Source organism: Leptolyngbya sp. AN02str, from assembly GCF_050565595.1.
In the GTDB taxonomy this organism is placed as follows: domain Bacteria; phylum Cyanobacteriota; class Cyanobacteriia; order Elainellales; family Elainellaceae; genus Kaiparowitsia.
The window spans coordinates 163,472-188,119 of sequence record NZ_JBNXVR010000002.1 but is presented as its reverse complement, the minus strand read 5'-3'; the positions used below and the strand labels follow the sequence as shown (position 1 = coordinate 188,119).

The following is a 24,648-nucleotide window of genomic DNA, read 5'->3' as shown; positions in this document are numbered from 1 at the left end:
AGTTAACGTCAATAATTCTAAGTACCTTGACATGATGAAAGACCAGATCCTCAAGACTTACGCAGTTGAATGATTTTTGGAGCGCTTAGCGCTCCAAAAATCATTCAACCCCCTGGTTTTTCGTACAACATGCGTAAGTCCTAATCCTAAAAGTTTGTGTCGCCCACAGTGCAGGCGGCACAAACTTTCAGGCGGCACAGACTTTTAAGATGGCGGCCTGCCCAGATAAGCCGAAAACACCCAGATCGAGAATCTTCCAAAAAAAGCAGACCCCGCAACAGGATCTGCTTTCAGAATCTAGAGAGCAATGACAATTCGTTGGCAATAGGAGAACACGGTCAACGCTGAATTGTAAGAACTCAAGCGTTAATTCAGGCTTTGAACATCACTCTGGCACATACCCAGAATGCGCTGATCGTTCTCAGTCACTTCTTCTAAGCGGTGAAATCCCTCTAAGGTCATGGGAACTGTTGCATCGTCACCATTGGCAGCAACATTGCCACTTGGCGCAACCGCAACCGCATAGGGATAAACATCTTGGGCGTAGGAGTCAATGATATTCAGAGCAAGTTGCTGCTGCTGCACTTCTCCATAGAAGCAGTCAAAGGATGATTGAGGCATATAAAATGCGCCAACTACGTCATCATCCTGAACGGAAAATACCATATAGGCTGCGCCAATTTGCTCAGCTTCGGGAACTTGACCATACACATAAACACCGTTGGGCATACGCTGGCTAATCGATAGCCCTGTAGGAGCAGCAGCAACTTTCATATCACTGAATGCTTCAACAGCAGCTACGCCGACTTGTGCCAAACCAGTTGCAACAAAAGCCGTGGATAATAAGGCAGCAGTAAGAGGTTTTTCTAGTCGATTCAATAGGTGCTTTTGCTGGGCGTTACGGTTAAACATATTGAGCACTTCGACCTCCCCTGTGTCTTACAAATAATCTTCAATAATGTGAGGTTCCTAGAGTTCCTATACTGCTGAGTTTAGGTGGTCTGGGTAACCTGGAATAGCTGGCGTTACAACTCTTGAGGTGTTTGGCAAAAAGCGATCGCATCTTTGTTGCCAGACTGAACAGATATACTGTGTACCTTCTTTTGAGAGCTACAACGTGACCTGATGGAATTCCAGAAAACTATTCATCTGAATTTGAATTGTTTCTGATTTTGCTGGCGATCGCTGTGATCTACGTCAGAACTAGCCAGTGGGAACACAAATGTTTAAGATGCGTGGTTGAATTGCTATCTCCTCGTCAGAGTAAGTAAAAAAACTAAGTAACTTATAAAAGAAACAAAGTATTTACTCAGCAGCTTCTTCACATCGTTATCTCTACTCTATTCAGCCACAGAGCTGGTGTCTTCTATCGAAAGAAGGGACAGTTCTTTAACTGGCTCGGCAATTGTCAGCAAATCGTTACGCTTTCCGTATTAATGCGGAGTCAGCCGAACATCAACTCAAGGCTGTGTGCAACTTACAAGGGCATCAACAGCCTTTTTGTCTACTCAAAATGGGGTGAATGCAACAATGCCGTAAGAATTATTTACGAATTGATGTCGGATTCATCTTGGATTGATGTTGGATACGATGAATGATGGAGTGAAGAATGTAACTCAGAACGCTTGGGATCACGTTCTGTCGGGCATTAAGCCGATCCACCTTTCCATCTGCAAAGCAATCGGCTGCATCAAAAGCGATTCATCGCCGTGCTTTGGGAGGATCGTTCATATTAGGGCTGTCGCCAACAGAGTGAAGACAGCGATAGCTTCGAGGTCGGCCTTGTTGCCCCTAAAACTGACTCCTTGAATTGAGATGGCGATTGCGATAGAAGAAGTCCAAGATTGTGGTGGAATCGTGGATCTGGATTGGTCTATGGCTGGCGAGGCGATCGCTCAATAGTCTCCGCAGAACCCTCAGTACCAGATCATCCAAAAAAACTCGTGCGAACCCTGTGGGATTTGCACGAGTTTGATCTAGGAGGATGGGGTTATCTGAACGTGTGCTGCGGAGTTAGGTTGCGAATGATTGCAAACACGCAACTCCCATGGCAGAGAATCTACTAGCTCGCCAGATAGCCCTTCACATTTGCCTTACGGCGGCGAAGATGATCCAGCGCTTGACGCTCAAGCTGGCGTACCCGCTCTCGGCTAATATTCATGCGTTGCCCCACCTTGGCAAGCGAGAGTTCGTTGCCATCTTCAAGCCCAAAGCGCAAAACTAGCACTTCGCGTTGCTGAGGAGTCAACTCCGCCAGCATGCCCTGAATATCCTGCCGGAGCGATTCATGGACGGTGTAGTTTTCGGGGGATGCGGTTTCATCTTCCAGTAGATCTTGCAGCTCAGTATCTTGGTTGTCGCCTACTTTAAGGTCGAGCGATACAGGCTGACGTGCCATCAACAAGAAGTCTCGAATTTCGGCGGGCTCTAGCTCTAGCGCTTCGGCAATTTCGGCAGGGCTAGGGCTGCGACCCAAGTTTTGAGCTAGCTCACGCTGAATTTTCTTGATTTTGTTCAGTTTTTCGGTTATGTGGATGGGTAGGCGGATGGTTCGAGCCTGCTGGGCGATCGCCCGCGTGATGGCCTGACGAATCCACCAGTACGCATAGGTAGAGAATTTGTAACCCCGCGTGGGATCAAACTTTTCAACACCACGCTCCAAGCCCAGCGTACCTTCCTGAATCAAATCTAGAAACTCAAGATTACGCTTCTGGTACTTTTTGGCGATCGCCACCACAAGACGCAGGTTCGCCTCGATCATTTTTTGCTTAGCCCGCTTGCCATCGCGCATGATCTTGTTGAATTCGGCCTCGGTTAACTTGGCTTCTTCCATCAACTCGGCGTCGGTTGGCTCACGGTCTAACTTGGCAGCAAGGCGCTCGCTCAAATCCAGCACATTCATCATTTGCTGCACTTGCTTGCCGTAAACAATTTCTTGTTCATGAGTCAACAGAGGAACACGACCAATCTCGTGCAGATAGGTGCGCACCATGTCTACCGTGAATAGCGGCTTGGCAGTTTTAGCGGTGGTTTTGGCGGTGTTTGCAGTTGCCATGGTTGCGTGATGACTCCATTGAAAAGAAACTTGATCGAACAGGGAATAGACAAGCGATCCTTCTGCTCATAGCTAAAAGCGAAGGAAACACTGCAATAGCAAAGACTAAGAAAAGAATGAGATTCGGAGAATGAACTGTAGCGATACAAAAACCTAAAGGGGTAGAAATGCCAACACTGCGAAACCTAAACCATGCTGTTTAGCGAGGGGTGTATGGAAACTCGATGACGGGAGATAAAACATCGAAGGCTTACGGAGCAAATCCCAAAACTCGAATACGGCAATCAGGCCATGGTGTGGATAGATGAATCTTGAAAACCCGAAGTCGTTATGAGTTTGCTCTACTAATGATAGTAATACAAGATTAATCTTCAGTAAAGGTGGGGGATTCATCCAGAAGGGTGATCTTAGCAGATGATTTTCAATCTTCCGATTTTGTTTGGAATCTCATCAAAAAGTAACGAACTCATGGTGGGCTTTACCTCACAAAAAGAAGTGCCGTCTCTCGGATGCTGCGCTGTTGCAATCGCCTGTTTCCCTGTCAAAAGCCTTGCTTGACACGGATTTTCCGATTCCCTTACCGATTCCCTGATGGGCGAAGGGGCAATCGAGCGATCGCGGCTAGCGAGAGACGACACAAAACGTCAACCAACATATCCAACTCTGTTCAATGCCATCAGACGACTTAATTTGCTGCTGATCTGATTATGGAGAGTTGACCCATAAGCATGGTTCGGGTTCCACGATGTAATTTCCGAACTGAAGCGGACGGGGTTGAGTTTGGCTGCTCAGTGAGGTGCGGTGGGAGATTAATTATGTTCGGATGCCGCGTTGAGTTCTGGTTTTAGAACTTTTTGAATTTCTTCCAAGACGCGATCGCCCACTTGGCTTGGAGGTTCATCCCCTTGCAGCAATACCCGAACATCGGCCTGGGCGTAAAGCGATCGCCGCTCATCGAGCAAGTCCTGTAGGCGCTGTTTGGGATTATCGTGTTGGAGTAGTGGGCGTTTGGTATCGTTTTGCAAACGTCGGTATAGCGAGTCGATAGGCACATCTAGCCAAACCACCAGCCCATGATGCAGATAGCTCCAGTTGTCTCGGCTGAGCACAATGCCCCCACCTGTGGCGATCGCACTGCGAGGATAGGCCGACAGTTCTGCCAAAACCTGAGTTTCGAGCTGGCGGAATGCCGCTTCGCCTTCGGTGGCAAACAGTTCAGCGATCGAACGCTGCGCCACCAGTTCCACCATGGCATCGGTGTCAATAAAGCGATAGTTCAGCTTTTTGGCGAGTACCTTCCCAATTGTGGTTTTGCCCGATCCCATGAGTCCCACTAGGTATACATTCACACCCTTAAGAGAGTTGGCGATCGCTGGAGTGGCTTGCTCGTTCGTCATACCAAAATTGAAATCTGCATTATGTTGAATATCAAACAGAGGTTTTGAGCCTGAAGGATGGCTTAGCCTCAAGATTCCCTAAAACCGTAAGGGCGGGTTGTCTTTGGGCGAGTTGTGTGGGGTTGCCTCATCGGTTGAGTCATCCTCTTCCCAGTCATCCCAAACCTCTGGCTCCTCAAACCTATCGTCAAATTGAAACGGCGATGGGTCGCTGGTCTCATCTGTCAGCATGTCCAGATTGTTCGATGCGACATTGTTCGATGCGACATTGTTCGATGCGACGGATGGCTCAAAGGGCATTTCATCCAATAGATCGGTGGCAGAAAAGATATCGTCGTCGCGATCGCTTGGGGTCTCCTGGGGTTGAGCAGTGGTTGAGCTGGGTACCTGGTTATAGGGTGGAATGATGACCCGAATGGGCTCTTCCTCTATTTTAGAGGTTGGTTTTGCCGAGTCACGTGCTGGGCGATTGAGAGAATCAGCGCTGGGGGAACCATTTGGCGAAGTGGCGGACTCTGCCGAACTGGGTGGCGGGCTGGGCGATCGCGGAGGAGGATTGGTGTCGTCTTTGCTGAGGGGGTCGCGGCGGTAGCTAAAGGAGTAAATCGTACCTGTTGAGGATTTCGATTCGGGCTGCCGCTGAATTTCGACAATTTTGCGCGGTGGCGCTTCGGGCTCAGCGGGTGGGCGAGAAGGCTGGGATCGGGAGGCTGAGGGTTTGCTAGAGGCTGCTTGGGATGGGGTGACTTCGTAGTCCACATCAATCAGTTCTTCCTCTTCGGCCCACTCATCCCAAATTTCTTTGTCTTGATAAGAGGGGGCTTCGGCATAGGCCGCAGACTCGTACGTCTCTTCGGCCCAAGGGCGTGCCGTGCGATCGCGCGATGGGGCATCTGGGATTGGGGCTGCATCTGGAAAGGGGGCGGATGAGTGAGAACGCGCAGCCGAAGTGCCCGATGCCCATTCATCCCAATCGTCCACCATGGGTTGATCCCAGTCATCGCGACTGGAAGATTGGCTGGCTCGTTTGCGATCGCGCGGTTCTGGCTTTGCCGACTCATCCACTCGGGTCCAGTCGGGTGGATTCCAGGGAGCGCCCGACGGCCCTTGAGCCCGCTCACCCAGGCGACGGCCCCGACTGCGACGCGATCGCGAGACGGTGACTCGGGTGGACAGGCCCATCAATGCCGCCAGCACGATGGTGGTGATGGCTCCAGCGGCGATCGCTCCAATGACCCACAGGGCCAACGGCAGCGCCGGAGTCGTCACCCCAAAGAACACCAGCGCGATCGCAGGTGAACTGTTTTGCAGCATTACAATCGCCAGCACCACCAGGGCGGCAAGCAGCAGTAGCAGTCTCATCAGGCACACGCCTCCACATTTCGCAAAGAGAAGCCGTAGACCTGTAGTGTATCAACTCCTGTGCCGTGGCATCGGCCACGTTGGGCGAAAGCTAAGGGAAGAACGGCCCAGCAAGAATCTAGCGGGGAGCGCTCTCTGCCCGATGTTTCCGCATGGTTTTCACAAACTGTTCAAACAAATAATCGGCATCGTGAGGGCCGGGGCTGGCTTCGGGGTGATACTGCACTGAGAACATGGGCAATGTCTTGTGCCGCAATCCCGCAACGGTGCGATCGTTCAGGTTGAGGTGGGTAATTTCGACATCGGCTTCGGGCAAGGACTCAGCGGCGATCGCAAATCCGTGGTTTTGGCTGGTAATCTCAATCTTTTGCTTGAGGCCACAGGGCTGATTCAGGCCGCGATGGCCAAACTTGAGCTTAAAGCTTTCCCCGCCCAGCGACAGACCCAAAATTTGATGCCCCATGCAAATGCCAAACATGGGCTTTTGGGCACCCAGCAAGGATTTTACGGTTTCGATGCCTTCGGTCACGGCAGAGGGATCGCCAGGCCCATTGGACAGAAAAATGCCGTCGGGATCGTAGCTCAAAATGGTTTCGGGCGGCGTATTGGCAGGAACCACAACCACGCGGCAACCGTAGCTGGCTAACCGCCGCAAAATGTTGCGCTTCACTCCAAAGTCTACTGCTACCACCGTGAGCGGCTTGCCGTTGGTGCTGGCACCTGGGCTAAATTCCCAAATATGGTCAGTCGGTTCCGACCATTCGTAAATGCTGCGGGTGGTCACGTCTTTGACCAGATTCAATCCGGCCATGCTGGGCGCAGCTTGAACTCTCATCAGCAGTTCTGCCGGATCCAGAATGTCGGTGGAAATGGCTCCGTTCATAGCTCCAGTAGAGCGAATTTTGCGGGTGAGCGCCCGCGTATCGATGCCGTAGATGCCAGGAATGTTGTGCTGCTTAAGGTAGTCGGGCAGAGATTGGGTGGAGCGCCAGTTGCTGGGCCGTTCGCAAATGTTGCGGGCGATCGCTCCCATCACCTGAGGCCGCTCCGATTCTTCATCGTTGGGGTTTACTCCTGTATTGCCCAACTCAGGATACGTAAAGGTCACAATTTGCCCGCGATAGCTAGGATCGGTGAGCACTTCCTGGTAGCCTGTCATGCCCGTGTTAAACACCACTTCACCAATGGCCGTGCCCAACGCACCAAATGACCAACCTCGGTAAGCGGTGCCATCCGCCAAAACAAGCAGAGCCGGCTGAGCAGAAGAAGGGGTCATGACTATCCTCAATAAGTCTCGATGGAATGTAGAATTTGCTAGCGATAATACTTTAATGGGGATTGGGAATTATAGTAAGACTCTTCCCAATGAATTCAAGATGGATAAGCCCTGTCACCACCCTGGTTTAGCGGCGCTGCTGTTGGGAACGGTGGCGGCAGTTGCTACGGCCTGTACTTCTGTCCCATCATCCTCCAATGTAGAGCCCTCAGCTGTGCCCTCGGCAACGGTTGAGGCCAGTGTTTCAGCTCCAACCGTGGTTTCCGATGCAGTGGTGTCGGCTCCGCCTGCTCCCAATCCGTATTTGACGGCCCTGGAGAGGGGCGCAGATGCGTCTGGGTTGGGCCAGGTGGCGCAGTCACAGGATGACTGGCGACTGGTGGTGAATCGCTGGCGTCAGGCTATTGATGTGCTACGGACGATCCCATCGTCTAATGCGGATTATGCCAAAGCTCAGACCAAGCTGAAGGAATATCAGAGAAATTTGGCGATCGCCCAACAACAGGCCAGCCGCCAAGCTCCCGATCCGTCGGTGGTGTTAACGGTGCCCACCCAGCGTGCGATCGCCCCCCCGGCTCCAGCTCCAGCGGTGCAGATGGCTCCGGCACCATCGGTGGCCGTGGCTGCTCAACCGATGGGTTCTGCTTTGGGGTTTCGGGTGCCCATTGTGCGACGGGCCTCGGGTACTCCAGTCATTACCGTTACTTTCAACGGCAATCAACAGTTCGACATGATTGTGGATACGGGAGCTAGTGGTACCTTAGTCACCCAGGAAATGGCTTCAGCTCTGGGGGTGGTTCCTGTGGGGCAAGCCAGTGTTGACACCGCCAGCGCTCGCAATATTTCCGTGCCTTTGGGCTATGTCGATACCATGGAAGCGGGGGGAATGGTGGCTCGCAATGTACTTGTGGCGATCGCTGGCCCAGAACTCACCATTGGCTTGTTGGGGCACGACTTTTTTGGCAACTTTGATGTCACCATTCGGCAAAACGAAGTGGTGTTTCAGCCCCGTTCCTAAACCCGCTGTTTACCAACTCTCCTGCACAATGACGTTTGAACGTGCCAGAGGCATGAAGCGTCGCATGTCAGCGCTGAGCGATGCTTCATGGTCATGAGATCTCCTGCATGAGTCCTTGCGCGGCACCGCCGTGCAAGGACTCATGCTTCAAAACACCATGTGGGCAGAAGGTCTATTCAGGCGAGTGGCGGAAACTTAGGTTTTGGAAGCTAGCTTTTCAAAGCCTGTTCTCAAAATCTAGCTTTTCAAAAAGGCTGCAAGGGCTTCCACTTTGTCCCAAGCGGCTCCATTCTTGAGGATGTCGCGAGCTTGGTCAATGCCTTGGCGAATGCTCCCTTCTAGATCTGCCTGGGGAGGAATCAGGTTGCCGACGATGAGTGCCAATGCCGCATTGAGGGCAACGGCATCTTGCTGAGCCTGGGTGCCGCCACCTTGCAGCACGGCCTTCAAAATCTCCACGTTTTCGGCTACTTCGCCGCCGCGTAGAGCTGCGGTGGGGGCTGACGTTAGCCCTAGCGCTTCGGGATGGATGGTGTGCGATCGCACCGTTCCATTCGACACCACCGACATCACCGTGCCATCGGCCAAACCTGCCTCGTCTAGCTTTTCCAACCCGTGGATCACCATCGCCTCATCGCGCCCCAGTAGACGCAACGCCTCACCCATCGTATCGACCAGCGCGGGGTTAAACACGCCAATCACCTGTCCTGTGGGGCTTAGCGGGTTGACCAGCGGCCCCAACAGGTTAAACACGGTGCGCACCTTGAGGCTGCGACGAATCGGCCCAACGGCTTTCATGGCTGGATGCCAACCCGGCGCAAACAGAAACGTAATGCCAACTTCGGGTAATGCCGCATAGACCTGTTCGGTTGGCGCGGTGAGGTGAATTCCCAATGCTTCTAGTACATCTGCCGAGCCCACTTTGCTGGAGGCAGAGCGATTGCCATGTTTGGCTACGGCAATGCCCGCCGCCGCCGCAACAAAAGCCACACAGGTCGAAATATTAAAGGTGGATGCGCCATCGCCTCCGGTGCCGCAGGTATCGATGCGTGGGCTGGGCAACGCGCCTACATCCAAGGTACTGCCCAGCGATTGGGATTGCAAAACCTGAGCCATGCCCGCCAACTCTTCGGCAGACACTCCCTTGGCTTGCAATGCGGCCAAAATGGCTCCTGACATTTCCGGGGCGATCGCCTCCGAGAGCCACCCCTGCATCAACTCGGCGGCCTGTTGGGCATCAAGCGATTGTCCATCAATAAGCTGTTGCAGCAATGCCGACCAATCACGGGTCGTTGCCACATCCGAAGCGGCCAAAGAGGTGGAAGGAGTTGTGCTCATAGCCATTCTGCAAAAAAATCCTATTCAAAAAATACGCCGATTGGAACCAGGAACCAGCACCAAGAATTTCCATGAGTATCGTATTAAAGGGCGATCGCGCGCTAGCCATGCGGGCGAGTTTCTAAACCAACTGGTCGGGCGATTGTTGCGATCGAGTCCAGCAAATAACCCGCTGCCAGTCAGCCTAAAGACAGAATTTTAGAACCCACCTGGGCTGAAATTTGAGTACGGATGGATGGTTAGCTGCGGCAAATCAGGCGTTGCATCACGCGATCGCCCTTAACCCAGCCAGCGTAATAGCCAAACCTTACGGTTTTCAGGAAGGTGCCTTAACCTGTTTCCAGGAAATTGCTCGTTATACTGTGTTGAATACATATCTTCTGAATTGGTCAGAAACCTCATCAAATCTTAATTGTTGAGAAAACAAGCCTTGGACGTTTCTAAAACTACCCGCATCCACTTTGAACGGCAGCTGAGAAGCGTGCAGCGTGATGTGTTGCGCATGGGTGCTCTCGTTGAAAATTCTTTTTTATTAGCCCGTCGAGCCCTTTTTGATCGAGATCTAGAGGCCGCAAAGCAAATTGCCATTCAAGACAAGCAGGTCGATCAACTCTATCGGCAGATCGAGATGGAGTGCGTCAACCTAATGGCGTTGCAGGCTCCGGTAACCCGTGACTTGCGATTGCTGAGCGCCATCATGCAGCTGGTGCGCGATATCGAGCGCATTGGCGATTACGCGCAAGATTTAGGCGAGGTCGCGATTAAGCTCTTTCCCTATCCTCCTCATCCCTGCATGGCTCGCATCCAAATTATGTCGGATCGGTGCCGCGCCATGTTGGCAATGAGCCTGGCAGCGTTGGCCGATTTGGATGCGGAATCTGGGCTCGATGTCAAAATTCGAGACGACGCAGTTGATACCGATTACGAAGAGGTCTATAACTTGCTAGCACAGCAAACTAATGTGCAGGGGCCGATTGAACCCATTGTGCTCATGGTGTTAGCGATTCGCTATCTAGAGCGCATGGCGGATCATGCAACCAATATTGGCAAGCGGGTGGCCTATATTGTGACGGGGAAACGCTAGCGATCGCCTGGTTGCGCTGTGGGAATGGGAAAAATCAGGGCGATGCGGTTCACGTTGGCTCAGCCAATGTTCGGGGTGGATTCCCGCTGTGACGCCGGAGAATTTTTTTCAGGGAACCCCTCCAAAAACCAATTTATCCTGTAAAATTTGACATTTTTACATACAGTAGGAAACTATAAATAGGGTGGGAAATTTGCAAATAGTAATGCATAAGCTAAAAAAAGCATTATGTTTGTAGATTGAACACGGCTAAACAGCTCACAGGTTGTTGCTACCGGCTCTGATGAACTTGTTGCGTTGTGAATCTGTTGTGTTGTGACAGGCGCAATGCACTTAGTTATTTCATTCTCTGGCTCAAGCAAAATGCGTGAGGTGGTGTGGCTGACTTGGTGGTTTAAGCTGGCAAATGCGATCGCTCTGATACATACCGTGGTAGAGACAGCATGAGCTTTGGGGGAAGGTTTGGTTCGCGTCGCAGGCCGAACAGCTCCCTGGAAAAGTGAGAGTCAACCTAAGGAAGTCACGGAGTCTGGCACGTTCTCTCGGATGAATTTGCCAACTCAACCATGCAGCACGCACAGCTCGGGAATGATCTGGCGATCGCACTGCGCACAGAGAGGCGCATCGCAGGTGAGAGTCGGACTCCTCCGATCATTACTAAGGGAACACTCGCTGCATGAACTTTTCAATTGCAACGCTGCTGGCAAACTTTCCAGATGACAAACTCGTTGCCCCCAAAGCACTTGAGAAAAAGCTGAACTGCGAAGACGACGATAATCTAAAGCGATTGCAAATTGCCCTGGATGCGTTGGAACGCATCGGCTTGTTGGTAAAGGAGCGGGGCAAATATCGTCGGGTGTTTGAAGATGATGTGGTAGAAGGAAAGCTGCGCTGCTCCAGTAAGGGCTTTTGTTTTGCCATTCAAGATGTGGAAGGTTCGGAAGATATCTACATCCGCGAAAGCCAGCTCAACACGGCCTGGAATGGCGATCGAGTGTTGGTGCGAGTCACCAAAGAAGGCAGTCGGCGGCGGAGCCCCGAAGGGGAAGTGCGCCTCATTTTGGAGCGGGCCAACAACTCCGTTTTAGCCCGGGTGAAGGAAACCGAAGAGCATGAGTTTCGTGCTGTGCCGTTGGATGATCGCCTCTTGTTTGAACTTCAGCTGGCACCTAGTGAAGATCCTCCCCTCAATGAAGCGCTTGACCAACTCGTGCATGTGGAAATTGTGCGCTATCCTTTGGGTCAGCATTTGCCCCTAGGGCGCGTGGCCCAAATTTTGGGAAGCGATGCCCAAGCTGCATCGGACATTGATATTGTGTGCTGTAAGCACGATTTGCCGCGCCACTTCCCCGATGCCGTAGTGGAAGCCGCCAAGGCTCTACCGGCCAAGCTACGAAAAACCGATCTCAAGAAGCGGCTCGATTTGCGGGATGTGCCGACCATTACCATTGATGGCCCACCGCACCCCCACAGCTCTGCTATTGACGATGCCCTTAGCCTAGAGCCGCTAGATGATGGTGAGTGGCGGTTAGGGATTCATATCGCGGATGTCTCGTACTATGTGCCTGCGCGATCGCCAATTGATGTTGAAGCCCAGAAGCGCAGCACGTCTATCTTTTTGGGTGAAGTGGTGATTCCCATGCTGCCAGAGCAGGTGCACCGCATTTGCTCGCTGCTGCCTGGAGAAGACCGTCTAGCCATCTCGGTGCTGGTAACGCTCACCTCGGAAGGCGAAGTCTTGTTCTACGAGATTGAACCTAGTGTGATTCAGGTTGATCACCATCTAGATTACCAGCAGGCCCAGGCGGTTTTGCAGCGGCATCAGCCCGATACGTTGGCCGAGTCGCCCTATCCCCTGCCTCCACTGGACACGCTTTCTGAACTGTCGCCTGTGTTTGAGCTGGTGGATCAGCTGTACAGCGTAACTCAAGCGGTACGGACTCAGCGGCAACGTCGGGGTGCCTTCGACTTGAACCTGCCGGAAAGTATCTTTCCAGAAGAGCACAACCCAGAACTAGGCAAGTTTCTTTCAAACAAATTCCAATACGATGATGAGGGCGAATTAGGGGCGATGGTGGTGTCGTCGCTGCTGCCCGCGCGAGCGATTGTGACGGAGCTGATGCTGTTGGCCAATCAGCTCGTTGCCGAGCATTTGATGGCGTTGCAACTGCCCGCCATTTATCGATTGCACCGCTCGCCCGATCCGAGCGATATGCAAGAACTGGTCAAGCTGGTCGCCAATATGGGAATTGACTATCAGCCCGAGCAAGAGGATGAGGTGCATCCTCGAGATTATCAGCATCTCACCCAGTCCTTTGCTGAGTCGCAGTCGGAGCGGGTGTTAACGTATCTGCTGCTGGAAACTTTGAAGCCTGCAGTGTACAGCACCACTCCTGGTGCTCACTTTGGGTTGGCGTTAGACCAGGGCTATACTCACTTTTCCTCGCCGCTGCGCCGCTATCCCGATCTGCTGATGCATCGCGTGCTACATGCCCTGTTTGAACATGGGCGCGATCGCCGCACTACTCGGTCTAAAGAACGGGTCGAACTGCGCAGTAGTGCTTCGCACGGTGCGGTTGGCTGGAATGTGCTGCCGACCGAAATGCATGCAGAGCTGGAGGAGTATTTCGACAGCGTTGTCACGCATTTAACCGAACGCGAAAAATTGGCACAAGAGGCTGAAGATGACCTGGAAGGGCTGAAGAAGGCCGAGTTCATGCAGGCTCGAACGGGTGAGGTGTTCCACGGCATTATTACTGGCGTGCAGTCCTATGGCTTTTTTGTGGAGATTGAAGAGCTGCTGGTTGAAGGCCTGGTGCATGTGAGTTCGCTCAAGGATGACTGGTACGAATATCGCTCGCGCCAGCAAAAGCTGGTGGGCCGCAAAAACCGCAAGCAGTTCCGCCTGGGCGATCGCGTTGAAGTGCAGGTTAAGAGCGTGGACTACTATCGCCAGCAGATTGATCTCGTAGCTGTCGGGGGTGGTAGCGAAGCGACCGATGATGATGATGATTTTGTACCGGGTGAGGTTGATGCCGAAGCTGGCGACGAAAATGGACATCGTCCGAATGCCTATGATGAATAGAGGCTGTTTTCGGCGCTAGTGCTGCTCATGGTCTGTGACAGATGAAGACAGACTAATGGTGGATACCTTCGTAGTTCATCATTAGTCTGTTTGCCCTAGGGCAGAGCCGTGCAGTGATAGGCTGAAACGCGGGCTGGGTGAGGTCGGTAGGCTTCTCATTTTGCATATACCTGGGCTCTCCAGGATTGCAAACAGGCTGCGTAACTTTGGGTGATTATCAGGCGATCGCAAGGCAATATTGTGCAATCTCATTCCCAAGACCGACCGCTGATTGTGGGCATTACTGGAGCCTCAGGGCTGATTTATGCTGTGCGCACGCTCAAGTTTTTGCTAGAGGCGGGTTACACCGTTGACGTGGTTGCGTCGAAAGCGGCATTTATGGTGTGGCAGGCAGAGCATCAGATGCGGATGCCTGTTGATCCGATACAGCAAGAGCAATTTTGGCGACAGCAGGCTCGTGTGGAAACGGGCGGCAAACTGCGATGCCATGCTTGGGGAAATGTAGGTGCAACGATCGCTAGCGGCTCATTTCGTACGTTGGGGATGATCATCATTCCCTGTAGCATGAGTACGGTTGGCAAGTTGGCCAACGGTCTCAGCTCGGATTTGTTGGAGCGTGCAGCGGACGTTCAACTCAAAGAGGGCCGCAAGCTCGTGCTTGTGCCACGCGAAACGCCCTTTAGCCTGATTCACTTGCGCAACCTGACGACGCTGGCTGAGGCTGGAGCACGTATTGTGCCAGCAATCCCAGCTTGGTACCATCAGCCTCGCTCTATTGAAGATCTCGTGGATTTTGTGATTGCGCGATCGCTCGACCAATTTGAGATTGATTGCGTTCCGCTGCACCGCTGGAGCGGCTCAACAGAAGAACTCTAAAGAGACACCCTCAGCTCGGACTGCGAGCATCATAATTTCTGGGGTGCGATCGCTAAAGAATTTGCGACAGAAACTTTTGAGTGCGATCCTCTTTGGGGTTATTGAAGAACTCTTCGGGCGTAGCTTCTTCCACCAACAGCCCATCGGCCATCAGCACAACGCGATCGGCCACTTCCCGAGCAAAGCCCACTTCATGGGTAACGCAAACCATGGTCATGCCCGATTGGGCTAAGGTTCGCATCACGTCTAGCACCTCCCGTACCATTTCGGGGTCTAGGGCAGAGGTGGGCTCATCAAACAGCATAATTTTGGGCTGCATCGCCAGGGCACGGGCGATCGCCACCCGTTGCTGTTGCCCACCAGACAGCTGACCTGGAAACTTCTTGGCTTGTTCCAAAATGCCAACCCGCTCTAACAGTTGCAGGGCGACTTCTTCGGCCTTAGCCTTAGGCCAGCGCCGCACCCAAATGGGAGCCAGCATCACATTTTGCAGCACCGACAGATGAGGGAACAGGTTGAACTGCTGAAACACCATACCAACCTCTCGGCGGATGGTGTCAATATTTTTTAGATCGTGGCTGAGGTGAATCCCATCGACGGTGATAGAACCCTTCTGATAAGACTCCAGCGCATTGAACGTGCGGATGAAGGTTGACTTTCCAGAACCAGACGGCCCCATAACAACCAACACTTCACCCTTATTGACGGTAAGGCTAACCCCCCGCAACACGTGAAAGTTGTTGTCATACCATTTTTCTACATTCTCGGCAATAATCATGGGTTCTACCCCATTATGATTGGCCTGAGCCGTGTCGGTTTGAAACTGTGTCATTTCCAAAATTTCTCCGCAAACAAAACCACTAAGCGCTGATTGACCCAATCATTAAACCCAACGACCGCATCCCGTTCTCGATATCCATGTATGTGGCGAGTCAAAGTCTTGCCACTCTCGTGTTTGAAGGACACTCCTTTTTGAAAGTATCTATGTCATGAATGTCTATGTCATGACGATGTAGCGTTTCGCTTGCTGCTTTACGATTTGGGCACTTGAGCGGTAGCAAGCCTGCTCTCAAGCATCAAGACTCCAAGGCACTCACGAAAAGGTTGAACTTCAAACTGAAATTACAATACATCACTTCAGCGGTTGGGTTTGTTAAAAACATCACCAGCATTCCTTCACCCCATCTGCCAGTCCGACCGCTCTAAACATGCCATCAGCGTTCTTATCAAGACCATAGAAATCAACGTTAATTTCCAGTGTGGAGTTGCCGTTCGATGCGTCGGCTGGCAACTGACATGGCATAGCAAAAGACCCAGTAAATCGCTCCAATAAAGATGTACACCTCCCAATAGCGACCAATAAAGTTGGGGTTGGCCAAAATAGAGCGGCTAATACCCAACAGCTCGACAATGCCTACAACCGAGAGCAGCGTAGTGTCTTGAAATAAGCTAATGAACTGTCCAACGATCGCTGGAATGGAAACCTTGAGCGCTTGGGGCAGAACGATTAACCCGGTAGTGAGCAGCGGGTTGAGGCCGAGGGCGCTAGCTGCTTCGCCTTGACCACGGGGAATGGACTGAAGCCCTCCTCTCACGTTCTCGGCCAAATACGCTGCACTGAATAACGTGAGTCCCATAATGGCTCGAATCACGTTATCCGGACGCCAACCCTGAGGCAAAAACAAGGGAATCATGTTTTGGCCGATAAACAGGATGGCAATGAGCGGAATGCCTCGAATTACCTCGATGTAAATGATAGAAAGCCATCGCAGAATGGGCAGACTGCTTTGTCGTCCCAGCGCCAGCAATACCCCTAGGGGAAAACACAGCGCAATACTGCACACTGCCACAAATACGGTTAGCAAGAGGCCGCCCCAGTTGCTGGTTGAAATAGGACGCAGACCAAAGCCTCCTGCCACGAGCCATAGCCCAACGAGAAAGGCGATCGCCCAAGCCAACGCTAGCCAACTCCCCACAGCCGGAATGCGAGTTCCAAAGCTCCAAGCCAACCATGCGGTAGCAACCAAAATGCCAACCATGCTAATGAGCAGCAGGCGGTAGGGAACAACAGGAGTTGGAGTGAGGACGGCAATTAAAGCGGCGATACCAATGCCAATCAGGACCCTGCGGCCATACAGAGTTGATGCTGTCCGAACCAATAAGCCCCAGGTGAGCCCTGCTAACGCAACGATAAGCCCTAGAACAAGCCACAATCGCCAAAACTGGTTGACGGGGTAGCGCCCGACAAAAAAGAGCTGAAAATTGGCTGGAATGACTTCCCATTGAGCGACAGTCGTAGCCCAATTGACCATTCGTGCCGCAGCCGTCCCCAAAACCCACACCAAGATGAGGGTCAGAATCGTGTTAAACCAGCTGTTGAATAGGTTTTTGCGAATCCACGCAACAGGGCCAACGGTTGCGGCGGGTGGGCGAGTGGAGGCTGGAGGAAACGTTGTAGTCATGGTGGTGACACATGCAACGGTGAATTACAGGAGATTGAGAAGATTGCAGGGAACGCTTGGAGAGAAGCCTTCTACCGTTCTTTGAGCTGAACTGCTTGGTTGAGGGTATTCATGACCGTTGAAATGATCAGGTTAATGATTAAGTAAGTTAGCGCAATGATGATAAAGACTTCGAGGGGTCGGCCGGTTTGGTTGAAGGTGGTTTGGGCTGTGGAGTAAACATCGGGGTAACCAATCGCCAGCGCCAAGCTAGAGTTTTTGGCTAAGTTCATATATTGGCTGTTGAGCGAAGGAATAATCACCCGCAAAGCCTGGGGAAATACAACGAGCCGCATTAGCAGACCTTGCTGAAGTCCCAGGGCTTTTCCGGCTTCCCATTGCCCTTTAGACACGGATTGAATCCCTGCCCGAACGATTTCAGCAATGAAGGCTCCGGTATAGAAGACCAGCCCTAACAGGACAGCGGCATACTCTAGCGACATGCGCAGCCCACCCGTCACTGCTCCGGCTACTTCAGAAGCTTGTGGAACTTGCCAGTTCAACCCAAACAACAACAGCAGCAGCGATACGATGCCAATGATGGCCAGGGCGATCGCCTGAGGTTTTCCAGATGCACCCTGCTCCTCCATGATGCGGATTCGCCATTTCCAGATGACAAAGGCTGCGATCGCTGATGCAATCAAGAGCCCAAAGGAGATCCAGGTTAAGGGCGTGCTGGCTGGCCATGGAATGAAAATGCCCCCACCCTGCCGTTTGCTAATGTAAATCGCATTCAACAGTTGGGTTGCGGTTTCGCCAGTACCAGACAAAGCCAAAATTACCCCGAAGTACCAAACAAATAGCTGTAGGAGGAGCGGGGTGTTGCGGATCAGCTCCACATAAACCAAGCTGATTTTGCGAAGCAGCCAGTTGTTTGAAAAACTTGCAACTCCAGCAATGACCCCAACCACTGTGGTCAGAACAAAGCCCGCTAAAATAACACGAAAGGTATTGACCAAGCCAATGATCAAAGCCCAGTAGTAGCGATCTTGCGGTTGGTAGGGCAAAATGCTCTCGCCAATGTTGAAGCCTGCCTCATTCCGCAAAAAATTGAAGTTAAACTGTCTGCCTTGTATCCTGAGAGCGGTGAGTGCGTTGTTAAACAACACAAAGGCGATGACCAAAACGATCGCCAAAACAGCCAGCTGAAAGGCAATTTTAATAAAGCGTTCGTCTCGCCAAAGCGGAATTTTCTCTTCGTTGCGATCGCCAAGTCTAGCCATACCTACACCAAGAGACGCCAAACATCAAAAAATAAATCACAACCAACTGGTTGAGCGGCTGTATCGGATGGGAAAAACCACCAAAATCTTTGTAAAAATCAATTGAAAATAGAGCCCCAGAAAATAGGCAGGGATACAACTCATGCTGCATCCCTGCCTGTTTGAATTAACGGAACGGTGGCGAGTACATCAATCCGCCTTCCGTCCACAGCGAGTTCAAGCCACGCTCCAACTCAAGAGGCGTTTCAGTTCCGACATTGCGCTCAAACACTTCGCCGTAATTTCCGACAGCCTTGATCGCATGCACCATAAAGTCGTTCGACAAGCCCAACTGAGTTCCCAAATCGCCTTCCACACCTAGGAAGCGACGAATTTCAGGGTTTTCGCTCGTCAGGGCGGCATCTACCCCTTCTTGAGTAATGGCAAACTCTTCGGCTTGAATCAGCCCGTAGGTTACCCATTTCACAACATCAAACCAAGCAGAATCCCCGTTGACTGTAGCAGGACCTAGAGGCTCCTTAGACATCACAGTGTCTAGCAACACGTGGTCGCTGGGGTTGGGTAGCGTTGTACGACGAGCTGCAAGCTGCGATAGGTCAGAGGTCACCGCCTCGCAACGACCTTCTGCATAAGCAGCATAGGTTGCATCAGAATCTTGAAACTTCAGCTCTGTATATTGCACATTGAGCTCTCGCATGCGGTCAGCCAAGTTGAGTTCTGTTGTGGTGCCCGTTTCAACACAAATGGATACACCAGCTAAATCAGTGAGCTCTTGCGCCCCGCTTGCCGCAGTCACCATCATGCCTTGGCCATCATAAAAAGTGGTGGGGGCAAACTCAAGAGCATTGCCGCCTGCCGAATCTCGACTGCTGGTCCACGTTGTGTTGCGCGACAGCATATCTACCTCGCCACCCGCCAAAGCCGTAAAGCGCTCGGTCGAGTCTAGGTTGCGGTACTCAATCTTGTCGTCAATATTTTCAGATTCCCCAAAGACGGCTGCTGCAACTGCGCGGCACACATCAACATCGAGCCCAGAGTAAACACCGCTGGAGTCAACAAAGCTGAAGCCAGGAATCGAGCCTTCTACGCCACAAAGCAAGCGGCCACGCGACTTGATCGTATCGAGGCGGCTACTGGTTGTCGTTGCCGACTCCCCTGTACCTGCTGTGTCTGTACCTGGCGAGCAGGCGGTCAAAGTAGCTACGGACATTGTGGCCGCTAGCAGGAGTGAACTCAATTTGCGCATAGCTGGATTACTCATTCTTGAAGACGTGAACACAAAATCGAAGGACTTAGATGTTTCAGAAGGGTACATGAAAAGCTGACCAATTGGACAGTCTTCTCAATAGGACAGTTCAGCTTTAAAGCAAGAACTGAGCTGTAGATAAATACATACAAAATACGGCAATCTATTGCATGTCTTCTTAGAGCTGCACAAAGTTATGCGACAAGCCAGTCAGATGAAAGGCTGTGTGCCGCAGCACTACAAAAAGCCTAAAACTAAGACAAGGCTAGTCTTAGGTATGACTTTCAACATTCATAACAGTCTACCGTCTTGGCTTTTCTGTTTGTATCAAATGAAACGAAATCATCGTGTGGAAGTCTGAGAGTGAGGGACAATGTTAAATCTTTTGAAAGCTGAATATGAAGCTTTTTAATGTTTTCTTGACTTGTAAAGAGAAATCTGGGTTGGGCACTGAGTGGATTAATGCAGACAAAATGACCCTACTTTAATTTTTGAGAAATTGATGGGTTGGTTTGATCAAGAAATGGTATCGATACGATGTTGATCGCATTATGAGCTAAAGTTTTTTGCGTTAGAGCTTCGTGGCGCTTGGGCCTAAGGTGATCGAGTTTTTAATATAAGATTCTGCTTGCTGAACCATGTTTGGGTTCGTAGGGTTGATGAATTTTATGAAGGATTGGATATCGATAGCTGCTTCTAGATGTTTATAGATTGCTTGAGTCACGCTTGGCAAATTATTGCTGGCTCTTAAAAGAATTTCAACCTTGGTATTTCAAGGTCTTGCTGCTCTGGCAGGGCGATATTGCGATCGCTGCTTCTAGCTGATTCATAGAAGCAAGCGATATTTTTTGGGTGGCTAACGTTTACTTTGCGGCTTAGAAAAATTCCTGCTTAATGATTTGCCAAATGGGCAAATGCTGAGCGAAAAACTGGAAAATTCGAGTTGATGAGAGAAGGTTTTTGATTTTTATTTTGATAGTTGAAAAAGATTGCTTCGCCACTATGAACGAATTTAGTTGTTGTGAATTTGGGTGAATAATAGACCTGATTGCATGAAAACCTAAATTCAAGAATGAAAAGATTTTTGCTATCGGAATTGATGCTCAAGATTGAGGCGATCGCTGTTGTGAGGTGCTGGCTGAAAATCCTGATAAATTTTGCTGGTTGCTTCAAAAGAGCTGCTGTAAAACTGTAGCTTTCAATACGTTTTGCTTCTGAACCTCTTGCTACTGTTATGCCAACAAAAGCAATCAATTTGCTTCTAGGGTTCCGGTTTGGGCGATTGACGCACACGTGTTTTTGGTCTAAATGTCTGGTCCGAGAGAAGCTCACTGCAAATGTCAACTCAGTTATGAGTGGTTTGTGGTTTCACGGCGGGATAAAAGCCCGGGAGATGGCGTTACAGGTGTAACCCAATCTCTCGGGCTTTCTCGCTAGTGGTATTGCGAGTTGAGATATCACGGCTCTTTATTGTGTGTGGTTTATGGTTGATCCTTCTTCCTTTTTGCCTCCAGGCTCCATTGGCCCTGAGGCGCAACGAGCGCTAGAGCGTGAGCAACAGCTGCCGCTGACAGGTTGGCAGCAGGAAGTATCGAAAGGCTTGGAATATGGGTTGGAAGCGGCAGAGAGTATTCGCGATCGCACCATTCCAACTTTTTCCCGAGGCGAACTGCCTCACTACGCAGGCATCAACACCTTTCTAAAAGCACCCTATTTAGAAGATGTGCGAAAAGTTGGGGAATATGATGTGGCGATCGTTGGTGTGCCCCACGATAGTGGTACGACCTATCGCCCCGGAACTCGGTTTGGCCCGCAGGGAATCCGGCGCATCTCGGCATTATATACCCCTTATAACTTTGAGTTGGGGGTAGATCTGCGTGAGCAAATTACGTTGTGCGATGTGGGCGACATTTTTACCATTCCGGCAAACAATGAAAAATCCTTTGATCAAATTTCAAAGGGTGTTGCCCATGTGTTCAGTTCGGGAGCCTTTCCGATTTTGCTAGGGGGCGACCACTCCATTGGTTTTCCAACTGTGCGGGGAGTGTGTCGGCACTTGGGCGACAAGAAGCTTGGGATTATCCACTTTGATCGCCATGTGGATACGCAAGAAACCGACCTGGATGAACGGATGCACACGTGCCCTTGGTTTCATGCAACGAATATGGCCAACGCTCCGGCTAAGAACTTGGTGCAGTTGGGAATTGGTGGATGGCAGGTGCCGCGTCAGGGGGTGAAGGTGTGCCGCGATCGCGCCACCAACATTCTCACCGTAACCGACATCACAGAAATGGGAATTGATGCGGCAGCCGAGTTTGCGCTAGAGCGAGCCTTGGATGGTACTGACTGCGTGTGGATTAGCTTTGATATCGACTGCATTGATGCTGGATTTGTGCCAGGTACGGGCTGGCCAGAGCCGGGTGGCCTGTTGCCGCGCGAGGCGTTGGCCCTGCTTGGCAAAATTGTGCAACGGGCTCCAATTTGTGGCCTAGAGCTTGTGGAAGTATCGCCACCGTACGATGTCAGCGATATGACTGCACTACTCGCGACCCGTGTGATTTGTGACACGATGGCGCACATGGTATTGTCGGGCCAATTGCCCCGTCGCGAAAAGCCAGCCTATATTCATGCTGCAGCCAATATGAATGTGGACCAAGCTTGGTCTTAGTTTTGCTGAACACTGTTCCAAGATCTGTCATCAGATCCATCATCTAAATCTGTTGTTTGAATGGTTGGCTGTGTGAGCTGCTATGCCAGAATTCGTGATTACTTGTTTGATTACGTTTGATCATCACTCTGTAACTAACTTCATTGGCATAGCATTTTTATGTTCATTTCTTGAGCGATTCAGCAATGCATGAAACAGATATGACCAAAGCATTGATCATGACAGTGCGAGATTGGTGGGAATCGCAACCACAACGTCCCCAAATTCAGCGTATACATTTAATTGTTGGTGCGTTTACATGTGTTGAGCCAGCTAGTCTTCAGTTCGCATTTGAAGTGCAAACGCAGAATACGTTTTTGCATGGAGCCCAACTCCATATTTGCGAAACGCCGCTGATTGCCTTTTGTCATGCTTGCCAGCAGGACTATCAACCCGACATGGGCTTGCAGTATGCTTGCCCGACTTGCAACGCACCCATGGATGATATTCGCTCAGGGCGAGAACTCAAAATTGACCGCATTGAGTATCGCCAGTTGGAGTGTGACAATGCATCTGCTGGTGAAGCGACGTTTGCAGCACACCAGTAGCGATCGCACTATCTTTTGTATCTCATCATTTAACCCTTATCCATTTCTGACCATGCACCTAACTCACGATGCTGTAATGGAAATGAATCTGCTTCATGCCAATCAGGCGGGGGCTGATCACAATCGGGCTCACTTTAACGACTGGGGAATTACCTGTTTGAATGTGATGAGCAGTCCGGGGGCTGGCAAAACCGCTTTGCTGGAGCGCACGCTAGAAGCCCTGACCAATGAGATGAAGATTGCCGTCATTGAAGGCGATATGACGACTGAACTCGATGCCGATCGGTTGCGTAAGTGGGGTGTGCCTGTGGTTGCGATTAACACAGGGCGATCGTGCCACTTAGATTCTCGTATGGTTTCGGGTGGCATTCATCAGCTAGAGCTTCAGGGAGATCCGTCTCAGCTGGATTTGGTGCTGGTGGAAAATGTGGGGAATTTGGTGTGTCCGGCAGAGTTTGAAGTGGGAGAACATGCCAAGGTGGCGCTGCTGAGCGTGACGGAAGGAGAGGACAAGCCGCTTAAGTATCCCGTCATGTTTCGGGAAGCCGATTGTTTGCTAATTACAAAAATCGACCTGGCACCCCATGTTGATATCGATTTGGAGCAGCTCGTAGCCAATGTTCGGCAAATGAATTCCAAAGTCACCATTTTTATGGTGTCTGCCAAGACTGGCGAAGGGCTGGAAGGATGGCTGGATTGGGTGCGATCGCAACTGCAATCCTCAATGCGGGCTGCAATGGCGATCGCGCCTTAGTCGGCTCAGAGCCTTTATTCAGTACATTCCTAAATCCAACTTAAGCACATCGGGTTGAGCGCTCACTCATGCGAGGATATGATCCGGGCATCTATAGTATTAGATGCCCGATTTGTTAGATGCTTGATTTGTTTTTGCGCCTCCTCAGCTCATGATTCACGATCCTCTGTTCAAAGTCGATTTACTTAGCTACACGCCCAATCCCAACCGGGTGATGTATGCAGCCTTGCACACAGACTACTCAGAAGACTATATTGCCGATACATGGGAACAAACGCTTGACTCGCTTAGTGAAGAGAAGGCTGGTGGGATTGTTGTTAAGCGGTTGCTTGAAGGAAATCGCGGCCACTGGGGGTGTATCGAGCATGTTGGCTTTGTGTTTGCGGCGGGCTATTTCCCCCATTCCATGATGCAGCAGTTGCGAACCCATCGAGTAGGCGTATCCTTTGATGTGCAAAGCTTTCGCTATTCTGGCCATCGCATTATAGATGTGGCAGATGGCAAGCGATCGGTCGATGACGTGTTTTACCTCCGGCCTGTTGGCCGCTATGCCGATCGCCAGGGTGACCCCTACGAATACACTCAAGAGCGCCGAGAACACCACAAGCAGCGCTGCTTAGAAGCGGCTAAGCAATATAAAGAAGATGTGGAAATCTATGGCTTATCGGAAGAACACGCTCGTGGTTTAATTCCGTTTGATACTCGCCAGCACTTTGTGGTGTCAACCAACGCTCGCTCTTTCTTTCACATTATGGACTTACGCTGGAAAAAAGATGCCCAGGGTGAGATTCAGGCTTTTTGTGACTTGGCTTTTCCCCTCGTGCAAAATGTATTACCCGAAATTAGCGACTGGTATCTCAAAAATCGGGCGAAGAAAGCGTTGTTGGCTCCTTAGTACAGGTGAGGCCATGTAAGTGCGCGTCTATGGGTGCATGGGTGTGCGATCGCCATTCTCATTGATCATGAACTGCCTCTGCACTGACAAGTTTTCGACAGCCCTTTTGCGATCGCTAGGGTGAACTGGAGTTGGTAGTTGAACAAGTCGTGTGGAGCCTCCTCGCTGAGCCAGTGGCGCAACCTGTGTTCTCCATCCAGTTGTCGAACGCCATCAATCATCAAGGCTTTGAACCTCTATTAACTGATGGTTCAAAGCCTTGTGATTTTGATATTGGCGTTGG

Annotated in this window: 20 protein-coding genes and 1 riboswitch; of the genes, 9 read left to right on the top strand and 11 right to left on the bottom strand. The window is 51.1% G+C overall.

Features of this window, described 5'->3' with window-relative positions:
- Nucleotides 1–366 precede the first annotated feature (366 nt).
- The 5 genes from ACQ4M4_RS02550 to carA form a co-directional block, all read right to left on the bottom strand.
- Nucleotides 367–912: a hypothetical protein gene (locus ACQ4M4_RS02550; RefSeq protein ID WP_430682884.1), complete on the bottom strand. Its 546-nt coding sequence runs from the start codon at nt 910–912 to the stop codon at nt 367–369.
- A gap of 1,150 nt (nt 913–2,062) precedes the next feature.
- A complete protein-coding gene (locus ACQ4M4_RS02545) occupies nt 2,063–3,055 on the bottom strand; it encodes an RNA polymerase sigma factor, RpoD/SigA family (protein WP_430682883.1) in 993 nt (330 codons plus the stop codon).
- Nucleotides 3,056–3,864: 809 nt separating this feature from the next.
- Nucleotides 3,865–4,452 (bottom strand): shikimate kinase, encoded by a 588-nt coding sequence (locus ACQ4M4_RS02540; RefSeq protein WP_430682882.1) that lies wholly within the window; start codon nt 4,450–4,452, stop codon nt 3,865–3,867.
- 78 nt (nt 4,453–4,530) lie between these two features.
- Complete coding sequence (locus ACQ4M4_RS02535) at nt 4,531–5,814, bottom strand: hypothetical protein (protein WP_430682881.1); 1,284 nt, start codon at nt 5,812–5,814, stop codon at nt 4,531–4,533.
- 118 nt (nt 5,815–5,932) lie between these two features.
- Entirely contained in the window at nt 5,933–7,090 is a 1,158-nt protein-coding gene (gene carA / locus ACQ4M4_RS02530) for a glutamine-hydrolyzing carbamoyl-phosphate synthase small subunit (RefSeq protein ID WP_430682880.1), read from the bottom strand.
- Between the two features lie 100 nt (nt 7,091–7,190).
- On the opposite strand from carA, the gene ACQ4M4_RS02525 reads away from it, so the two are divergent.
- Nucleotides 7,191–8,108, top strand: coding sequence for a retropepsin-like aspartic protease family protein (locus tag ACQ4M4_RS02525; RefSeq protein WP_430682879.1), 918 nt, complete (start codon nt 7,191–7,193; stop codon nt 8,106–8,108).
- Between the two features lie 237 nt (nt 8,109–8,345).
- On the opposite strand, the gene trpD is transcribed toward ACQ4M4_RS02525, so the two are convergent.
- Nucleotides 8,346–9,446, bottom strand: a complete 1,101-nt coding sequence (gene trpD / locus ACQ4M4_RS02520; RefSeq protein WP_430682878.1) for an anthranilate phosphoribosyltransferase — start codon at nt 9,444–9,446, stop codon at nt 8,346–8,348.
- Here trpD and ACQ4M4_RS02515 point away from each other — a divergent pair.
- The 4 genes from ACQ4M4_RS02515 (at nt 9,439) to ACQ4M4_RS02500 (ending at nt 14,491) form a co-directional block, all read left to right on the top strand.
- Nucleotides 9,439–9,648, top strand: a complete 210-nt coding sequence (locus ACQ4M4_RS02515; protein WP_430682877.1) for a hypothetical protein — start codon at nt 9,439–9,441, stop codon at nt 9,646–9,648. The genes trpD and ACQ4M4_RS02515 overlap by 8 nt on opposite strands.
- A gap of 228 nt (nt 9,649–9,876) precedes the next feature.
- Nucleotides 9,877–10,530 (top strand): phosphate signaling complex protein PhoU, encoded by a 654-nt coding sequence (gene phoU / locus ACQ4M4_RS02510; RefSeq protein WP_430682876.1) that lies wholly within the window; start codon nt 9,877–9,879, stop codon nt 10,528–10,530.
- Nucleotides 10,531–11,206: 676 nt separating this feature from the next.
- Nucleotides 11,207–13,615, top strand: a complete 2,409-nt coding sequence (locus tag ACQ4M4_RS02505; RefSeq protein WP_430682875.1) for a ribonuclease R family protein — start codon at nt 11,207–11,209, stop codon at nt 13,613–13,615.
- Nucleotides 13,616–13,855: 240 nt separating this feature from the next.
- Nucleotides 13,856–14,491, top strand: coding sequence for a flavin prenyltransferase UbiX (locus ACQ4M4_RS02500; RefSeq protein WP_430682874.1), 636 nt, complete (start codon nt 13,856–13,858; stop codon nt 14,489–14,491).
- Nucleotides 14,492–14,543: 52 nt separating this feature from the next.
- Here the strand turns inward: ACQ4M4_RS02500 and ACQ4M4_RS02495 are convergent, their stop codons facing one another.
- The 5 genes from ACQ4M4_RS02495 to ACQ4M4_RS02475 form a co-directional block, all read right to left on the bottom strand.
- Nucleotides 14,544–15,323, bottom strand: coding sequence for an amino acid ABC transporter ATP-binding protein (locus ACQ4M4_RS02495; protein ID WP_430682873.1), 780 nt, complete (start codon nt 15,321–15,323; stop codon nt 14,544–14,546).
- 415 nt (nt 15,324–15,738) lie between these two features.
- Nucleotides 15,739–16,953 carry an amino acid ABC transporter permease gene (locus tag ACQ4M4_RS02490; protein ID WP_430682872.1) on the bottom strand — a complete coding sequence of 405 codons (1,215 nt, stop codon included), beginning with the start codon at nt 16,951–16,953 and terminating at the stop codon, nt 15,739–15,741.
- A 71-nt stretch (nt 16,954–17,024) separates the two neighbouring features.
- The gene (locus tag ACQ4M4_RS02485; protein ID WP_430682871.1) at nt 17,025–18,215 is read right to left on the bottom strand and encodes an amino acid ABC transporter permease; all 1,191 of its coding nucleotides are present in this window, start codon (nt 18,213–18,215) and stop codon (nt 17,025–17,027) included.
- A gap of 166 nt (nt 18,216–18,381) precedes the next feature.
- Nucleotides 18,382–19,425, bottom strand: a complete 1,044-nt coding sequence (locus ACQ4M4_RS02480; protein WP_430682870.1) for an amino acid ABC transporter substrate-binding protein — start codon at nt 19,423–19,425, stop codon at nt 18,382–18,384.
- A 927-nt stretch (nt 19,426–20,352) separates the two neighbouring features.
- Nucleotides 20,353–20,715: a hypothetical protein gene (locus tag ACQ4M4_RS02475; protein ID WP_430682869.1), complete on the bottom strand. Its 363-nt coding sequence runs from the start codon at nt 20,713–20,715 to the stop codon at nt 20,353–20,355.
- Nucleotides 20,712–20,856, top strand: a riboswitch (guanidine-I (ykkC/yxkD leader). Its footprint overlaps the gene before it by 4 nt.
- An 88-nt stretch (nt 20,857–20,944) precedes the next feature.
- Between ACQ4M4_RS02475 and ACQ4M4_RS02470 the strand changes: the two genes are divergently transcribed.
- The 4 genes from ACQ4M4_RS02470 (at nt 20,945) to thyX (ending at nt 24,365) form a co-directional block, all read left to right on the top strand.
- Entirely contained in the window at nt 20,945–22,129 is a 1,185-nt protein-coding gene (locus ACQ4M4_RS02470) for an agmatinase family protein (RefSeq protein ID WP_430682868.1), read from the top strand.
- A 185-nt stretch (nt 22,130–22,314) separates the two neighbouring features.
- Complete coding sequence (hypA, locus tag ACQ4M4_RS02465; protein WP_430682867.1) at nt 22,315–22,716, top strand: hydrogenase maturation nickel metallochaperone HypA; 402 nt, start codon at nt 22,315–22,317, stop codon at nt 22,714–22,716.
- Nucleotides 22,676–23,470: a hydrogenase nickel incorporation protein HypB gene (hypB, locus tag ACQ4M4_RS02460; protein ID WP_430682866.1), complete on the top strand. Its 795-nt coding sequence runs from the start codon at nt 22,676–22,678 to the stop codon at nt 23,468–23,470. The genes hypA and hypB overlap by 41 nt, the downstream gene beginning before the upstream one ends.
- A 151-nt stretch (nt 23,471–23,621) precedes the next feature.
- Complete coding sequence (thyX, locus tag ACQ4M4_RS02455) at nt 23,622–24,365, top strand: FAD-dependent thymidylate synthase (RefSeq protein ID WP_430682865.1); 744 nt, start codon at nt 23,622–23,624, stop codon at nt 24,363–24,365.
- The last annotated feature ends 283 nt before the right edge of the window (nt 24,366–24,648 follow it).

Bases quoted from the DNA above. Each gene is read 5' to 3' on its own strand.
- ACQ4M4_RS02550 (WP_430682884.1), bottom strand. From the start codon at position 912: ATGTTTAACCGTAACGCCCAGCAAAAGCACCTATTGAATCGACTAGAA.
- ACQ4M4_RS02545 (WP_430682883.1), bottom strand. From the start codon at position 3,055: ATGGCAACTGCAAACACCGCCAAAACCACCGCTAAAACTGCCAAGCCG.
- ACQ4M4_RS02540 (WP_430682882.1), bottom strand. From the start codon at position 4,452: ATGACGAACGAGCAAGCCACTCCAGCGATCGCCAACTCTCTTAAGGGT.
- ACQ4M4_RS02535 (WP_430682881.1), bottom strand. From the start codon at position 5,814: ATGAGACTGCTACTGCTGCTTGCCGCCCTGGTGGTGCTGGCGATTGTA.
- carA (WP_430682880.1), bottom strand. From the start codon at position 7,090: ATGACCCCTTCTTCTGCTCAGCCGGCTCTGCTTGTTTTGGCGGATGGC.
- ACQ4M4_RS02525 (WP_430682879.1), top strand. From the start codon at position 7,191: ATGGATAAGCCCTGTCACCACCCTGGTTTAGCGGCGCTGCTGTTGGGA.
- trpD (WP_430682878.1), bottom strand. From the start codon at position 9,446: ATGAGCACAACTCCTTCCACCTCTTTGGCCGCTTCGGATGTGGCAACG.
- ACQ4M4_RS02505 (WP_430682875.1), top strand. From the start codon at position 11,207: ATGAACTTTTCAATTGCAACGCTGCTGGCAAACTTTCCAGATGACAAA.
- ACQ4M4_RS02495 (WP_430682873.1), bottom strand. From the start codon at position 15,323: ATGACACAGTTTCAAACCGACACGGCTCAGGCCAATCATAATGGGGTA.
- ACQ4M4_RS02490 (WP_430682872.1), bottom strand. From the start codon at position 16,953: ATGACTACAACGTTTCCTCCAGCCTCCACTCGCCCACCCGCCGCAACC.
- ACQ4M4_RS02485 (WP_430682871.1), bottom strand. From the start codon at position 18,215: ATGGCTAGACTTGGCGATCGCAACGAAGAGAAAATTCCGCTTTGGCGA.
- ACQ4M4_RS02480 (WP_430682870.1), bottom strand. From the start codon at position 19,425: ATGTCCGTAGCTACTTTGACCGCCTGCTCGCCAGGTACAGACACAGCA.
- ACQ4M4_RS02470 (WP_430682868.1), top strand. From the start codon at position 20,945: ATGGTTGATCCTTCTTCCTTTTTGCCTCCAGGCTCCATTGGCCCTGAG.
- hypA (WP_430682867.1), top strand. From the start codon at position 22,315: ATGCATGAAACAGATATGACCAAAGCATTGATCATGACAGTGCGAGAT.
- hypB (WP_430682866.1), top strand. From the start codon at position 22,676: ATGCATCTGCTGGTGAAGCGACGTTTGCAGCACACCAGTAGCGATCGC.
- thyX (WP_430682865.1), top strand. From the start codon at position 23,622: ATGATTCACGATCCTCTGTTCAAAGTCGATTTACTTAGCTACACGCCC.